The following is a 14,325-nucleotide window of genomic DNA, read 5'->3' as shown; positions in this document are numbered from 1 at the left end:
CCATGCACACCGGCCTCGCCCACACGCTCGATTTCGACCGCGACGGCAAGACGCTCAGCCATCTAAGCATTCCGTTCTCGATCGATCGCTCGCCCTACTTTCAGGTCAAGGTGCCGATCTGCCTCATCCGCAATGGCGACGGCCCGTCACTGCTTTTGATGGCCGGCAATCACGGCGACGAATATGAGGGCGAGCTGTCGCTGGCAAAACTGGCGCGCCGGCTCGATCCGAAGCGGATCAAGGGCCGCATCACCATCATGCCGATGGCCAACGCCCCTGCGGTGATGGCCGCCAAGCGCTGCTCGCCGCTCGACGGCGGCAATCTCAACCGGGCGTTTCCCGGCGATCCCTCGGGAACGCCGACAAGCCGGCTCGCCAATTTCCTTGAGACGGAGCTGTTTCCTCGTCACGACGTCGTCTTCGATATCCATTCGGGCGGCACGTCGATGGAGCATCTGCCGACCGCGCTGGTCGAACGCAACGCCGATCCCGAGCGCCACCGGCGTGGCGTCGAGCTGATGCGCACGCTCGGAATGCCCTACGGCTTTATCGCTGACAACGGCCAGGCCTCGCCAACCTCGATGGGCGCAGCGCGCCGCGCCGGCGCCGTCGGCGTCAGCGGCGAGTTCGGCGGCGGTGGCACCGCAACGGTCGATTCGATGGCGATCACGGCCCGCGCGCTCGACCGTCTGATGATAGCAATGGGTGTGGTCGACGCGCCGGTTCTTGGCGCGGGCGAAAAGCCTTCGGCGCCGACAAGGCTGCTGTCCCTGTCCAGGCACAGCCAGGGCCTCTATGCCACCCGCCGCGGCTGGTTCGAGCCCGCCGCTAGGCTCGGCGACAGTGTCACTTCAGGACAATTGGCCGGCTGGTACCACGATCTCGAGCGGCTCGATGTTCCCGAGGAGGCCCTGCATTTCGCCGAAAGCGGCTTGGTGCTGTCGCGCCGGCTGCACACGATGTGTGAGGCGGGCGACTGCCTAATGCAGGTCGCAGAGCCGGTCGACGGCTGAGCCAAAGGCAGAGGATATTCCATGCAGCAACTGTCCATGTGGACCTATCCCTGGGACATCCAGGATCTCGGCCTGGAGACGGTCGAACGTGATCTTGTCGAGCGCGCCGGGCTCAACATGATCAGCCTGGCGACATCCTATCATGCCGGGCGCTTCCTGCAGCCGCGCAGCCCGCGCCGCAAGGCCTATTTCCCTGAGGACGGCACCATCTATTTCAAGCCGACCGCTGCGCGCTGGGGAAGTCTAGCCATCCAGCCCAAGGTGGCTGACGTGATCACTGAGGGCGGCGACGTGCTCGGTCAGCTCATCCGCCGTCGCGACGCGGGCGGACTAGGAGTTTCGTGCTGGACGGTCTGCCTGCACAACACCCGCCTGGGCATGCTGCATCCGCAGGCCGTCACCCGCAACGCCTTCGGCGATGCCAACTACTACAATCTCTGCCCCTCCCATCCCGATGCGCGCGCCTATGTCCGCGCGCTGATCGCCGACATCTCGCACAGCTACCGGCCGGACCGGATAGAACTTGAAAGCCCGTCCTTCATGGGCTTTGCCCATGAATACCATCACGAGAAGGACGGTGTCGGGCTGACGCCGGAAGACGATTTTCTTTTGTCTCTGTGCTTCTGTCCGTCCTGCGTCGCCCGTGCGGCAAAAGCCGGCATCGATGCCGAGGCGGCGCGCAAGCTCACCAGGCAATGGATCGTCGAGACCTGCGAGCGTGCGATGCCTGAGCGGCGCTTTCCCGATTTTCCCGCCTGCGGCATCGACGCCTTTGCCCCCTGGCCGGAGCTCCATGCCTATCTCTTGTGGCGATTCGAGCCAGTGACCAGCCTGGTCGCCGAACTGCGCGAGGTAGCCGATCCCACGACGCGGGTCGTCATTATCGATCTGAAAGACGGCTGGCTTGGCGGTTGCGATCTGGCAGCGCTGGGCAAGGTCTGCGACGGGGCGATCCTGTGCGCCTACGACATGCAGGCCGGCGATGTCGCCAGCCTGATGGCGGCCGGCCGTGCGGCACTGGGCGCGGACAAATTCCTCGGCGCCGGCTACCGGCTGTTCTATCCGGAAATGGCCCGCCCCGACATCCTCGCGGCCAAGGTGAAGCCGGCGCTGGCGCCCGGTGTGGACGGCGTCAATTTCTACAATTACGGCCTCATTCCAGCCGCGCGGCTCGACTGGATCCGCGCTGTTCGGCAGTCTTGAGCCAGCCGGCCAATGCTCGTGGCCACGAGGCGTTGAGGCCGGATTCGGGCGCGAGCGCTGCCGGGTTAATCAAATCAGCGAAACCTGAAGCCATCCATGGTGTAATCCGGGTAGGCGTCCATCGTGTCGAATAGGTCGAACAGGTCAGGTGTGTCCGCCAATATTCCTGACAGAACCAGCACCGTGGCCACGCCGGCAGCAAGTCCGCCGGCGATGTCGTGTTCGACACTGTCGCCGACGCAGACCACAGTGCCGCGGTCTGGATTGCCTGCCAGCGCTAGTGCGGCGCCGAATATAGTGGGGTAAGGCTTGCCGATACGCGTGACGCTACCACCGAGGTCCTCGTAGAGATCCGCCAGCCGGCCGGCACCGAAGCGCGGCCCCACTGCCGTCAGCATGATCTTGTCAGGGTTGGTGCAGAAGCATGGCACCTGCCGCACCGCAGCCGGCGCAAGAAGTCGGCGATAGTGCTCAAGATCGTAGCGGTCGCCCTCGCTGGCCGAAATCAGCACCAGCCCGGCATCGTCACCGTCCTTAGTCAATGCGAACGGCAGACCTTCGATCGCCGAGCGGTCATCGTCGCGGCTTATCAACAGGCATTTCGTGTTTGGCAGTAGCTTTCCGGATACCGCCATGTCGTGGAAGAACTCCCACGCGACCTCGCCGGAAGAAACAAAATGGTCCCAGCTTCCCGGTTCGAAGCCGAGCTTTAGCAGCCGGCTCTCGTTAGGCCCCGCCCGCTTGCCGGAGTTCGAGATCAGCACAATGGTCTTGCCGGCGCGCTTCAGCGCCGACAGTGCTTCCACTGCCCCTGGATAGGGGCTGGCGCCGTCATGCAGCACGCCGAACTGATCGAGCAGGAAAAAATCATAGCGCTCGGCCAGCTGGTTGACGCCGTTGAGGTGTTCGACTGTTTTCGCGCTCATAGAAGCCCCGCCGCGCTTGCGCCCATCAGCGCCAGCCGCGCTGTGCCGGCGGCGGCTTCGTCCGAAAGCGCCGGCAGGAAATCAACACCAAGTCTGCGCTGCCGGATCGCCGTCCAGGCGGCATTCGCCGCACCGCCGCCGACGCTTCTGACCGACGTCAGCTGCGGAGCGCCGAGCTCGGCGAGCCTGTCATAGCCGAGCGCCTCGATCGCGGCGATACCCTCCAACATGGCTTTCAGATAGTCGGCGTCCTCCACCGGTCGCGGCACAAGACGCGGCGGCAGTGCCGGATCGGCGATCGGAAAGCGTTCGCCTGCAGTGGCAAGAGGATAGTAGTCGAGGCCGGTCTCGGTCATCGGGTCGATCGCCATGCTCAGCTCGACGATGCGCGCCAGAGGGAAATGCTGTGTCAGCACCTTGCCGCCGGAGTTCGATGCGCCGCCCGCCAGCCAGACATCTCCAAGCCGATGGCTGTAGATGCCGAAGCGTGGCGCCGAGATAGGCCGGTCGGACAGGATCTTGACGGTCAACGACGACCCCAGCGCGGTGACGCCGTCGCCCATTGCCGCGGCACCTGTCGCCAGGAACGAGGCGCAGCCATCGGTCGTTCCGGCGACGACGGCGATTTCGCGCGGTAAGCCGAACATATCCGCGGCATCCGCGGTGAGTTTGCCGACGACATCGCCCGGCCTGGCGATACCGGGCAGCAACTCCATGCGCATTTCGGTGGCCGCAATCCAGTCCGGCCAGCAGCGGGCCGTGATGTCGTAACCGGTTTTCAAGGCATTGTTCTCGTCGCTGACATCGAAGCGACCGGAGAATTGTCCCGCGATCCAGTCCGCCTGATGCAGCACCGCGGCAACACCGGGCGTGCGCTGGAACCAGAGCGCCTTGGCGAGACCGGACGTCGCCCCAAGTGCGGCACTGGTCGCTGGGGCTTCGCGAGCGATCGCGACCAGAATGGCGTTGTCGGCGACCGTATCGTTGTACATCAGCGGCTCGGCCAGCGGCCGCCCGGCGCCGTCGACCGGCAGCAACGTACCTGAAGTGCCGTCAACAGCGATCGACCGGACCGCTGTTCGGTCGATGCCCGAAAGCAGTTCCGCCAGCGCTGCGCCGACCGCTGACCACCACACTGCAGGGTCGCGGGCATTCCGGCCAAACAACTCGAGCGAAACGGCGGAACGCGCGGCAATGGAAAAATCCGGACGCATGGCGACCGCGCGCGCGCCGGACGTGCCGATGTCGATGCCTATGGCAAGCGGCGTGTCAGCGGCTGGCGGCATTGAGTTTCTGGCGATACTTCTCGGCGTCCCAGTTGACCAGTTCATCGTTCTCGGCGGCGGTGAGGTAGTTCGGCCGCGCTGCAATGTCGACGCGTGCCGTCACGTCGGCAAGGCAGCGTTGCATGGCGTCGGCGCCCGCACTGGCATCGCCGCGCATCAGCACGCCCAGCCCGGGAAACAGGATCGCCACGGGGTTTGTACCGCACCGCTCGATGACGCGCGGCACATCCTCACCGGGCTTTGCCACCACCGACCCCCGACCCAGAAAGATGACGTGATCGGGGTAGAGGCTGCCCCCGGACGCCATGCGGCGGCTTTCGGGATCGATGGCGACCGCGTGCGCCTCGATTTCCGCCGGCAGCCTGTAACCGGTTTTCCCGGCCAGCGCCGCCAATCCCGCAACATCCGGTTCCGCCACTTGGCGCGCCGGCCGCGCCAGAAGCAGCGTGACGCGGCGCAGCAGCACTTCGGCCTCGGCGACGGTATCGGCCGCGACGACCAGCCCGTGATTGGCAAGGATCAGCACGTCGACCCCAGCCTGAAGCCGCTCGGCAATACCCTGGGCAAGCGGCAGGCCTGGCCGGAAATAAGGAACATACGCCCATTTGAGACCATCAAGGCGTCTGGCGGCTTCCACCTCGCAATTGGCCTGTACCGCCAGCGAAATGGTTTCGACGCAATGGACATGCAGGACGACGCGCTGCGGCATCAGCGCGTGAACGGTGGTTTCAATCGAAGGGCGCAGGCGCCGGGCGTTGAGCGTCTCGATGGCGAAGATCTGCGGCTGGTCGGCGGCGCTGTCGCGCTGTTCGACAGCCCTGAGCAGCGGCGCCATCGCCACCGGGACCATGATGTCTTCGGAGAGCGCATCCTTCAGCCATGTGCCGGAAGCCTTGATCCACAGCGTGTCGCCGGCTTTCAGCGAGGTGTTGCCGCCGGCGGCCTGGGTCAGATTTGGATTGCGCCCGATGCTGGCCGAAAGCGCCCGCAAAGCAGCCATTTCCTGCGCATCCGCATAGCTCGCCATGGCGCATTTCCTCTATCAGCTCCGTCAGCCTCGCAGCTTCGGATACCCGTCGTGGGATGTTGATGTGTATCGCAGATGCGAGCGACTTACGTCAATAGTGATCTAATGTCATCAAAGGTTCTTGCAATCGGAAAGATGTTGAGTAAGTTACGTCAAATGCCGTGGCAAAAACGGCTCCTGGGAGGAAAACGATTGAGCGACTCCGGCCGCCAGCGTCAGATCGTCGAGTTGCTGCGGGATCGCCCCTTCGCGTCGGTGCGCGAACTGCAGGAGCAGCTCGGCGTGTCGGCGGCGACGGTGCGGCGCGACATCGACAAGATCGACGAGGCCGGTGAAGCACGGAAGGTCTATGGTGGCATCTCGGCGCTCGACGGCGCTTCACAGGCGGGTGTTGCCTATGCCAGGCCCTATGACGAGAACCGCGACCTCGCGGTCGAGGCCAAGCGGCAGATCGCCGCTCTCGCGGCCACGATGGTGCGCGACGGCGATGCGGTCATCGTGCATGGCGGTTCGACCTGCTTCCACCTTGGGGTCAAGCTGGCTGAGCGCAGCATCCGTCTCTATACCAATTCGATGCCGCTCGCGGCCTATCTGAGCGACCACGGCCATTGCAGCCTGACCGTTGCCGGCGGCGATCTGCATCGTGAGCCGGGCATCATCCATTCACCGACCCAGGCGGAGCCGTTCTACGCATCGAAGTTCTTTCTCGGCGCGCAAGGCCTTGGCCAGGAGGGCGTGCTGGAATCGCACCCGCTGCTGGTCCGCTCCATCGCCGATCTCAGCCTGTGTGCCGACCAGATCGTGGTGCTGGCCGACAGCCGCAAACTGTCGATCCACGCCCGTAACATCGCGCTGCCCTTGTCGCGCATCGGCACGCTGGTGACCGATGACGGCCTGTCCGACGTCGACGCGCGCATGCTGGAAGACGCGGGCGTCATGGTGCGCATCGCTTCGGCTTCGGGAGCCATCCAGTGAAGATGGCCGTCCTCGATTTCGGCAAGACCAATTCGAAGCTGTTCGTCTTCGCTCAGGACGGGCGCATCGTCGACGAGCGCCGGACCCGGCCGAACTGGATGCGCAAAGATGGCTTCAGCGTGCTTGATGAGGCAGCACTTCACAGTTGGGCGGTTCGCGCCGTAAGCGAGGCCTCCGACGTCCATGGCGTACAGGGCGTGATGGTGTCGGGCCATGGCTGCACCTTTGCCCTGGTCGACGAGGCGGCGCTGACGCATCCGATACTCGATTATGAGCAAGAGCCGCCGGCTGATATTGCCGCGCAAATTGATCGCCTCGTTCCGGATTTCACCGAGACCTTCTCGCCGCGATTGCCGCTCGGCTTCAACTACGGTCGCCACATGCTGTGGCTACAGGCGGTGCAACCCGGTGCATTCACGGCCGCGAAATCGATCCTCGGCTATCCACAATACTGGAGCTGGCGGTTTGGCGGCCGGGCGGTCTCGGAAGTGTCCTATCTCGGCTGCCACTCGCATTTATGGGCGCCGCGCAAGCGCGACTTCAGTTCGCTGGTCGATATTGAGGGCTGGCGCGACCGGATGCCCGCTTTCGAGCGGGCGGGCTCGGTTGTCGGCGAGCAACGCCTCGGCGACACGAAGCGGCGGATCGCCATCCACAATGGTGTCCATGACAGCAATGCCGCGCTCCATGCCTATCGCCGGCAGGAGCTTGGCCCGGTCACCGTCGTCTCGACCGGCACCTGGGTCGTCGTGCTTAATCCGGATTGCCTGCTCGACGCGCTCGATGGCCAGCGCGACATGCTGGTCAATGTCGATATCGACGGCGGCCCTGTGCCGACCATCCGCTTCATGGGCGGGCGCGAATTCGCCACGATCAGCGACGGCTGGCAAGGCGCGATCGCGCCGGCGGCAGTGCAGCGGGTGATCAACGCCGGCAGCATGGCGCTGCCGAGCTTCGCGCCGGGCGGACCAATGCCCGGCCGCGCCGGCAAATTGGTCGGCCGCATGCCAAGCGCCGAGGAACGCGCAGCCGTGGCGCTGCTCTACGTCGCGCTGATGGTCGACCTCTGCCTCGACCAGATCCATTCGGACAACACCGTGATCGTCGATGGCGGACTGAACGCTGGCGGCCTGCTCGCCGGGCTAGTGGCGCAACTGCGTCCCAGCCAGGCCTTCCTGCAAGGGGCCACACTGGAGGGCAGCGCCACCGGGGCGGCGGCGCTGGCCTTCGAGACCGTCGGCCGCGAATTTGCCGCGGAAGTGCCGGAGCCCGTGCGTGCCGCAAGCTTCACCGGACTTGCCCGATATCGCGACACATGGCGTGGCCTCATCGGCGAGCAGGGCATCCCCCGCGCGGCAGCGGGAGGCGCACGGTGATTGTCGCTGCTCAGGCCGAAGTCACGCGCCAGCCAGTGCTGGAAATGCGGCACATCTCGAAGACGTTCGGGCCAGTCCGCGCCTTGCAGGACGTGTCGCTGACCGTCCATGCCGGCGAAGTCCATGCACTGATGGGTGAAAACGGTGCTGGCAAGTCGACTTTGATGAAGGTGCTGTCCGGCGCCTATCGGCCTGATGCCGGCGGCGAGATACTGATCGACGGCGTGCCGGTCGCCACCGGCGACCCGATCAAGGCGCGGGCTCACGGCATTGCGGTTATCTATCAGGAACTGTCGCTGGCGCCCAACCTGACGGTCGCGCAGAACATCTTCCTCGGCAATGAGCCGAGGCGTTTCGGCATCGTCGACCGCGACCAATGCTACCGGCGCAGCAATGAGATCATCAAGCGTCTCGGCGTGTCCTTCTCCGCACGGGCTCAGGTTTCCAGCCTGTCGCTCGGCGAGCGTCAGCTGGTCGAAATCGCCCGCGCGCTTTCGACCAGCGCGCGCATCATCGTCATGGACGAGCCAACCACCTCGCTGACCTCGCGCGAGACCGACCGTCTCTTCGAGGTCATCGCGACGCTGAAGTCGCAAGGCATCGCCATCATCTACATCAGCCACCGCATGGAAGAGGTCTACCAGTTGGCCGACCGTGTCAGCGTGCTGCGCGACAGCGGCTATGTCGGCACACTCGAGCGTGCCGAGCTGAACGCCTCGCGCCTCGTCTCGATGATGGTTGGCCGCGACCTGTCCGCTTTTTACAGGAAGGATCATCGCCCGCCGGACAACAAGCGCGCGGTCGCCTTGTCGGTGCGCGGCATGGCGGACGGCAATCTCCTGAAGAACTGCTCCTTCGAACTGTACAAGGGCGAGGTGCTGGCTCTGGCTGGCCTTGTCGGCTCGGGCCGCACCGAACTCGCGCGACTGATCTTCGGTGCCGACAGACGCATCGCCGGCACGCTGGAACTCGACGGCAAGCCCGTAACCATCGGCTCGCCAAGCGAGGCACTGAATGCCGGCATCGCCTATCTCACCGAAGACCGCAAGGAGCTCGGCCTCTTTCTCGACATGTCGATCTCCGACAACATCAGCATGGGCGTGCTGGCCAGGGATGCGCGGCCCGGCGGCTTGCGCGATTTCGAAGCCGCCGAGAGACATGCTGCCACTGCCGTTTCGGATCTCTCCATCCGCACCAGGTCGGTACAGGCCAATGCCGGTTCGCTGTCGGGCGGCAACCAGCAGAAAGTGTTGCTTGCCCGCCTGCTCGAGACCGAGCCGCAAGTGGTCATCCTGGATGAACCGACGCGCGGCGTCGATGTCGGAGCGAAGTCGGAAATCTACCGGCTGATCGACAATCTCGCCAAAAAGGGCATCGCCATCCTGATGATCTCCAGCGAACTGCCGGAGGTGATCGGCGTTGCCGACCGCGTGCTGGTAATGCGCGACGGCACGATTGCCGGCGAGGTTACGGCGTCCAAAGACCAGCCGCTGCGCCAGGAAGCAATCATGGAACTTGCAACGGGAGCGGCCAAGGGATGACCGACAAGGCGACCGAGATCAGTGGCCAGGTTGTCGGCAGGAGCCGGCGGTTGCGCACCGCCTTCGCCGCCCTTGGCATGCTGCCGATCCTGATCCTGCTGGCGGTCGGCTTCCAGTTGATGAACGCGCGCTTCTTCACCCAGACCAATTTGCTGATCGTCATGCAGCAATCGTCGATCAACATCGTGCTGGCAGCGGGCATGACCTTCGTCATCCTGACCGGCGGGATCGACCTGTCCGTCGGCTCGATACTTGCCGCCTCGGCGATGGTGGCGGTGATGGTGTCGCTGGTGCCCGATTGGGGACTGCTGGGCGTGCCGGCGGCCATTCTCGTCGGCCTCGGCTTCGGCGTCATCAACGGGCTGCTGATCGCCTATATCAGACTGCCGCCCTTCATCGTCACGCTGGGGTCGCTGACCGCTGTGCGCGGCGTCGCCCGCCTGCTCGGCCAGGACACCACGGTGTTCAACTCGGACCTGCCGTTCGACTTCATCGGCAACGGTTCGCTGTTCGGCATTCCGTGGCTGGTCATCATCGCCTTGTCGATCGTGGTGCTGTCCTGGCTGGTGCTCAAGCGCACCGTGCTCGGCACCTGGATCTATGCCGTTGGCGGCAATGCCGAAGCGGCGCGGCTGACCGGCATCAAGGTGCCGCTGGTGCTGCTCTTTGTCTATGGCGTTTCCGGCCTGCTGGCCGGCCTTGGCGGCGCCATGTCAGCGGCCCGGCTCTATGCGGCCAACGGGCTGCAGCTTGGGCAGTCGTACGAACTCGACGCCATTGCCGCGGTCATTCTCGGCGGCACCAGCTTCGTCGGCGGCGTCGGCTCGATCTGGGGTACGCTGATCGGTGGCCTGATCATAGCGGTGCTATCCAACGGGCTCATCTTGGCCGGTGTCTCGGACATCTGGCAGTACATCATCAAGGGATTGGTCATCATCGTGGCAGTCGCCCTCGACCGCTACAGGCTCCAGGCAGGAGCGAGAACGTGATTGACCTTGGTCGCCGGCGTAAACGACCGGTTTGTGTAACGCACCGTGAGAGGCGCGGGGCAATTGGAGGAAAGCAATGAAGACCATCGCTAAACTGCTCTGCGGCGTCGCACTCGCGGCCGCCGCCATCGCGCCCGCATCGGCCAAGGACCTCAACAAGGTCGGCATCTCGGTCGGCCTGCTCGGCAACCCCTTCTTCGTCGCCACCATCAAGGGCATCGAGGACGCAGCCAAGAAGATCAACCCAAAGGTCGAGGTAACCTCAGTGTCGGCCGACTACGACCTCAACAAGCAGGTCTCTCAGGTCGATTCCTTCATCGCCGCCGGGGTCGACGTGATCATGCTCAATGCGGTCGATGCCAAGGCGATCGGCCCGGCGGTGAAGAAGGCGCAAGCAGCGGGCATCGTCGTTGCCGCCTTCGACGTCTCGGCGCCAGGCGCCGACGTCACCGTGATGACCAACAACGTCAAGGCCGGCGAAGAGGCCTGCCAGTATCTGGTCGACCACACCGGCGGCAAGGGCGACTACGTTATCCTCAACGGCCCGGCGTCGTCGTCGATCCTGGAGCGGGTGAAGGGCTGCAAAGACGTCCTTGCAAAACACCCCGACATCAAGATCCTCTCCGACGACCAGAATGCCGAAGGCTCGCGCGACGGCGGCCTGAAGGTCTTCCAGTCGCTGCTCACCCGCTTCGACAAGATCGATGCGGTGTTTGCCATCAACGATCCGACGGCGATCGGCGCCCAGCTTGCGGCCAAGCAGCTCAATCGCTCGGAGTTCATCTTCACCGCAGTGGATGGCGCTCCCGATATCGAGAAGGAACTCGCTTCCGGCACCTCGATGATCAAGGCCTCGGCTTCGCAGGATCCCTACGTGATGGCTGGCCAGTCGCTGACGATGGCGGCTGAGCTGCTTGCCGGCAAGAAGCCGGCGGAGCCGACCGTGCTGCTCGACCCGAAGCTGATCACGGCCGAGAACCTGAAAGACTACAAGGGCTGGACCGCAGCCCGCTAAGCCTCCCAAGGCCGATGCGGCCGGGGCAACCCGGCCGCAACTCAATTCCAGAAACGGGAGACGATCATGTCGCGCATCGGTATTCATTCCTTCGTCTGGTCGGCGAGTTCGGCGCAAGGCGACCTCGAACGGACGCTGGCCAACACCAAGGAGGCCGGTTTCGACCTGATCGAGTTCTCCTATCTTGACCCCGCCAATGTCGACGTTGGCGGGCTGGCCAGGCGCATCGCCGACCTCAAGCTTGGCGTGGCGATCAGCATCGGCCTGCCGGCCGACGGCGACATTTCGAGTGCCGACAAGGCGGTTGCCGCGCGCGGCGTCGAGATCCTCAACGAGACGATCGCGCTCACCCGCGATCTCGGCGGCCAGAAGATTGGCGGCATCCTCAGTACCAGCCACGGCTTGCAGACGCAGGCGCCGACGCGCGATCAGTGGAACCGCAGCGCGGGTACACTTGCGAAGGTTGCGGAGACGGCCAAGGCCGCCGGCGTCACGCTCAATCTGGAGATCGTCAATCGCTTCGAAAGCAATCTTCTCAACACCGCTTCACAAGGCCTGGCCTTCATCGCGGACACCGGCTCCGACAACATCTTCCTGCATCTCGATACCTTCCACATGAACATCGAGGAGGCCGATGTCGGACTGGCTATCCGCCATGCCGCTGACAAGATCGGTTATGTCCATATCGGCGAGAGCCATCGCGGTTTCCTCGGCACCGGCAATATCGACTTTGCCGCCATCTTCGATGCGCTGACCGCGATCGGCTATAGGGACGACCTCAGCTTTGAATCCTTCTCGTCGAAGATCGTCGACGAGAACCTGTCACGGAAGACGGCGATCTGGCGCAATCTGTGGTCCGACAATATGGAATTGGCCCGGCATGCGCGCGCCTTCATCTCAATCGGTCTGGAGACGGCGCAGCGAAAGGCAGAGCTTGTTGCATCGAGACATCGTCCTTAGCAGGAGCGCGCTGCCAAAGCGCCAATGTTGTCGTTCATCCGGCCCGCGCCTTACGTGCAAGGAATCGACGTCGGAGGCGCTGAGTGTGGCGGAGGCAGTCGAGCGGGGTGACGCTGACGAGAGCTTTCTGATTTTGGCCCACGAAACGCAATAAAATCAACATCTTCATACGCCCTCCGGGGCCATCCGATCTCCATACTGGACGGGGATGACGTTTGACACAGCGCGGCGGAAAGAAGCAGGATGGCTGATAGAGTCGACATCGCATAATGATGTCACTATATAGCGGCGGCTTCGACCGTGTAGCTGTGGCGGTGTACCACGAAGCAGCAGAAAATGTGTTACGCGTTGTGATCCCTATTGTGATACAAATCGGCCGTCGACAGCAGGAAAAGATCGTAAGAACAATAGCATAGAGCCGAAGCCGATCCCGGCCAACGTACCACTCTATCAAACAATCAGAACGTGCTCATTGAACCCTTCCCTTCATTCGGCTCTTCGGACCTCCGACAAGATCAACTTGCCGGGCGAAGCCGACTCGGTTCGAATGGCAGCATGCATCCTTTACCGGGTGCGGACGTTTACGGTTACCAACCGGCATAGCCGCCAGGGAAAAGCAGTATGAGTGAACATGCGATCGAGTTCTTGCGCGGATGGATCGGTGAAAAGGTCCACTGCCAGCACTCGCCGGTAAAGATCGAGAAGCAGGCCGAGACCCTCGCCAAGGAGTGCGCGGCCAAGGCCGCTGAGGTCGGCATTCCGCTGGAAGATATCCAGGAAGAAGTCGGCGACATCCAGGAACTGATCGCATCGCGGCTCGAAGAGGCGGCCGAGGCCGACCAGAGCAACGCGGCCAAGCCGTGACGCAACAGGCCCGCCAGGCCTTGTCCTCTATCCAAATCGATCTTTCAGCCAGGCCTTCGGCAGCGCCGGCACGAAATTGCCGTCGCGTCCGCTCATATCCTCATTGGCGACCATTGCATTGAGGATCGCCTCCTCTACGCCTTGCGCCACCGCATCGAAGAACGGATCGATATCGACGTCCGGGATGTAAGCGGCGTTTGCGGTTCGTCCCGACGGTGCAAGTGCTGCTTGCGGATTGGCGGTGGTGAAGGCCAGAAAAATGTCGCCCGAACTGTGGTAGCCGAAGCCGCCTGTCATGGCGATGCCGAGCGGCACGCGCTTTGCCAGCCGCTTCATCTGGTGCGGCAGAAATGGCGCATCGGTGGCGACGATGGCGATGATCGAGCCCTTTTCGGCACGCGGCGTGCCTTCGCGCATCGCCGGCTCTACCAGATCGGGCCCGACGCGGGCGCCGCGCAGTGTGAAATTGCGCCGCTTGCCGAAATTCGCCTGCACGAATACGCCGACCGTATGCCTGATGCCCTGCCACTCGACGATGCGCGATGCCGTGCCCGAGCCGGCCTTGAAGCCAAAGGCAATCATGCCGGTGCCGCCGCCGACACTGCCTTCCTCGATCGCTCCACCGGCGGCACCGTCGAGCGCGGCTTCGACATCTTCGAAGCCGACGTGATGACCGTTGATGTCGTTGAGGAAACCATCATAGGTCTCCGCCGCAACCGGCAGGCCCCAGCCGCTGTCGAGCGCCGCCGGCAGCACGCGTTGCATCCAGCGCAGCGTGCCGTCGCGGGTAACGCCGCAGGAATGCGTGTTGGTGATGGTGACCGGCAGGTTGAAGGCGCCGACTTCCTCGATAATGTGCGACCCCGTCAACTCGCCATTGCCGTTCTGGCTGAAGACACCGGCAAACACCGGCGTGGCGAGCTCAGCCGACGGCCGCGGCAGGATGGCGGTGACGCCGGTGCGCACCGGCCCCGTGCCAACCTCGAGCAGACCCTCGCCGGAAATCAGCGTCGCATAGCCGACCGATACGCCGGGCACATCGGTGATGGCGTTGAAGCCGCCCGGCGTGCCCTCGAAGGCAATGCCGAAAGCACGGGCGCGCGGCTTGCCCGCCGGCGTTTGAAGATGCGGGTCATGTCCGGTCATGCGG

13 protein-coding genes are annotated in these 14,325 nt (G+C 64.0%); 9 read left to right on the top strand and 4 right to left on the bottom strand.

Features of this window, described 5'->3' with window-relative positions:
- Positions 1-2: 2 nt before the first annotated feature.
- On the top strand, positions 3-1,013 hold the full coding sequence (locus NKI05_RS17985; protein WP_352792793.1) for a succinylglutamate desuccinylase/aspartoacylase family protein: 1,011 nt from the start codon (positions 3-5) through the stop codon (positions 1,011-1,013).
- A 21-nt stretch (positions 1,014-1,034) separates the two neighbouring features.
- Positions 1,035-2,216 carry a hypothetical protein gene (locus tag NKI05_RS17980; protein ID WP_352792791.1) on the top strand — a complete coding sequence of 394 codons (1,182 nt, stop codon included), beginning with the start codon at positions 1,035-1,037 and terminating at the stop codon, positions 2,214-2,216.
- A 74-nt stretch (positions 2,217-2,290) separates the two neighbouring features.
- Here the strand turns inward: NKI05_RS17980 and NKI05_RS17975 are convergent, their stop codons facing one another.
- The 3 genes from NKI05_RS17975 to NKI05_RS17965 are packed head-to-tail and all read right to left on the bottom strand — an operon-like array spanning position 2,291 to position 5,455.
- Positions 2,291-3,142, bottom strand: a complete 852-nt coding sequence (locus NKI05_RS17975) for a TIGR01459 family HAD-type hydrolase (RefSeq protein ID WP_023701283.1) — start codon at positions 3,140-3,142, stop codon at positions 2,291-2,293.
- Positions 3,139-4,428: an FGGY-family carbohydrate kinase gene (locus NKI05_RS17970; protein ID WP_031199271.1), complete on the bottom strand. Its 1,290-nt coding sequence runs from the start codon at positions 4,426-4,428 to the stop codon at positions 3,139-3,141. The genes NKI05_RS17975 and NKI05_RS17970 overlap by 4 nt, the downstream gene beginning before the upstream one ends.
- Entirely contained in the window at positions 4,412-5,455 is a 1,044-nt protein-coding gene (locus NKI05_RS17965; RefSeq protein WP_023815105.1) for a class II aldolase/adducin family protein, read from the bottom strand. The genes NKI05_RS17970 and NKI05_RS17965 overlap by 17 nt, the downstream gene beginning before the upstream one ends.
- 192 nt (positions 5,456-5,647) lie before the next feature.
- Here NKI05_RS17965 and NKI05_RS17960 point away from each other — a divergent pair, with 192 nt between their 5' ends.
- From NKI05_RS17960 to NKI05_RS17930, 7 genes are all read left to right on the top strand, one after another.
- Positions 5,648-6,430 (top strand): DeoR/GlpR family DNA-binding transcription regulator, encoded by a 783-nt coding sequence (locus tag NKI05_RS17960; protein WP_023701285.1) that lies wholly within the window; start codon positions 5,648-5,650, stop codon positions 6,428-6,430.
- Positions 6,427-7,806 (top strand): FGGY-family carbohydrate kinase, encoded by a 1,380-nt coding sequence (locus NKI05_RS17955; protein ID WP_023701286.1) that lies wholly within the window; start codon positions 6,427-6,429, stop codon positions 7,804-7,806. The genes NKI05_RS17960 and NKI05_RS17955 overlap by 4 nt, the downstream gene beginning before the upstream one ends.
- Before the next feature lie 44 nt (positions 7,807-7,850).
- The gene (locus NKI05_RS17950; RefSeq protein ID WP_352792878.1) at positions 7,851-9,347 is read left to right on the top strand and encodes a sugar ABC transporter ATP-binding protein; all 1,497 of its coding nucleotides are present in this window, start codon (positions 7,851-7,853) and stop codon (positions 9,345-9,347) included.
- The gene (locus NKI05_RS17945; RefSeq protein ID WP_023701287.1) at positions 9,344-10,336 is read left to right on the top strand and encodes an ABC transporter permease subunit; all 993 of its coding nucleotides are present in this window, start codon (positions 9,344-9,346) and stop codon (positions 10,334-10,336) included. The genes NKI05_RS17950 and NKI05_RS17945 overlap by 4 nt, the downstream gene beginning before the upstream one ends.
- Before the next feature lie 76 nt (positions 10,337-10,412).
- The gene (locus NKI05_RS17940; protein ID WP_023670567.1) at positions 10,413-11,351 is read left to right on the top strand and encodes an ABC transporter substrate-binding protein; all 939 of its coding nucleotides are present in this window, start codon (positions 10,413-10,415) and stop codon (positions 11,349-11,351) included.
- 66 nt (positions 11,352-11,417) lie between these two features.
- A complete protein-coding gene (locus tag NKI05_RS17935; protein ID WP_023707957.1) occupies positions 11,418-12,311 on the top strand; it encodes a sugar phosphate isomerase/epimerase family protein in 894 nt (297 codons plus the stop codon).
- Between the two features lie 621 nt (positions 12,312-12,932).
- A complete protein-coding gene (locus NKI05_RS17930) occupies positions 12,933-13,175 on the top strand; it encodes a DUF768 domain-containing protein (RefSeq protein WP_023670565.1) in 243 nt (80 codons plus the stop codon).
- 27 nt (positions 13,176-13,202) lie between these two features.
- Here NKI05_RS17930 and NKI05_RS17925 read toward each other — a convergent pair whose 3' ends face one another.
- The gene (locus NKI05_RS17925) at positions 13,203-14,321 is read right to left on the bottom strand and encodes a DmpA family aminopeptidase (RefSeq protein WP_023815106.1); all 1,119 of its coding nucleotides are present in this window, start codon (positions 14,319-14,321) and stop codon (positions 13,203-13,205) included.
- Between the last annotated feature and the right edge of the window lie 4 nt (positions 14,322-14,325).

This window comes from Mesorhizobium sp. M0771, from assembly GCF_040320155.1.
Lineage (GTDB): Bacteria > Pseudomonadota > Alphaproteobacteria > Rhizobiales > Rhizobiaceae > Mesorhizobium.
Note: the sequence above shows the minus strand (reverse complement) of the source record. Positions and strands in the feature narration are given on the sequence as shown.

Bases quoted from the DNA above. Each gene is read 5' to 3' on its own strand.
- NKI05_RS17985 (WP_352792793.1), top strand. From the start codon at position 3: ATGCACACCGGCCTCGCCCACACGCTCGATTTCGACCGCGACGGCAAG.
- NKI05_RS17980 (WP_352792791.1), top strand. From the start codon at position 1,035: ATGCAGCAACTGTCCATGTGGACCTATCCCTGGGACATCCAGGATCTC.
- NKI05_RS17975 (WP_023701283.1), bottom strand. From the start codon at position 3,142: ATGAGCGCGAAAACAGTCGAACACCTCAACGGCGTCAACCAGCTGGCC.
- NKI05_RS17970 (WP_031199271.1), bottom strand. From the start codon at position 4,428: ATGCCGCCAGCCGCTGACACGCCGCTTGCCATAGGCATCGACATCGGC.
- NKI05_RS17965 (WP_023815105.1), bottom strand. From the start codon at position 5,455: ATGGCGAGCTATGCGGATGCGCAGGAAATGGCTGCTTTGCGGGCGCTT.
- NKI05_RS17950 (WP_352792878.1), top strand. From the start codon at position 7,851: ATGCGGCACATCTCGAAGACGTTCGGGCCAGTCCGCGCCTTGCAGGAC.
- NKI05_RS17945 (WP_023701287.1), top strand. From the start codon at position 9,344: ATGACCGACAAGGCGACCGAGATCAGTGGCCAGGTTGTCGGCAGGAGC.
- NKI05_RS17940 (WP_023670567.1), top strand. From the start codon at position 10,413: ATGAAGACCATCGCTAAACTGCTCTGCGGCGTCGCACTCGCGGCCGCC.
- NKI05_RS17935 (WP_023707957.1), top strand. From the start codon at position 11,418: ATGTCGCGCATCGGTATTCATTCCTTCGTCTGGTCGGCGAGTTCGGCG.
- NKI05_RS17930 (WP_023670565.1), top strand. From the start codon at position 12,933: ATGAGTGAACATGCGATCGAGTTCTTGCGCGGATGGATCGGTGAAAAG.
- NKI05_RS17925 (WP_023815106.1), bottom strand. From the start codon at position 14,321: ATGACCGGACATGACCCGCATCTTCAAACGCCGGCGGGCAAGCCGCGC.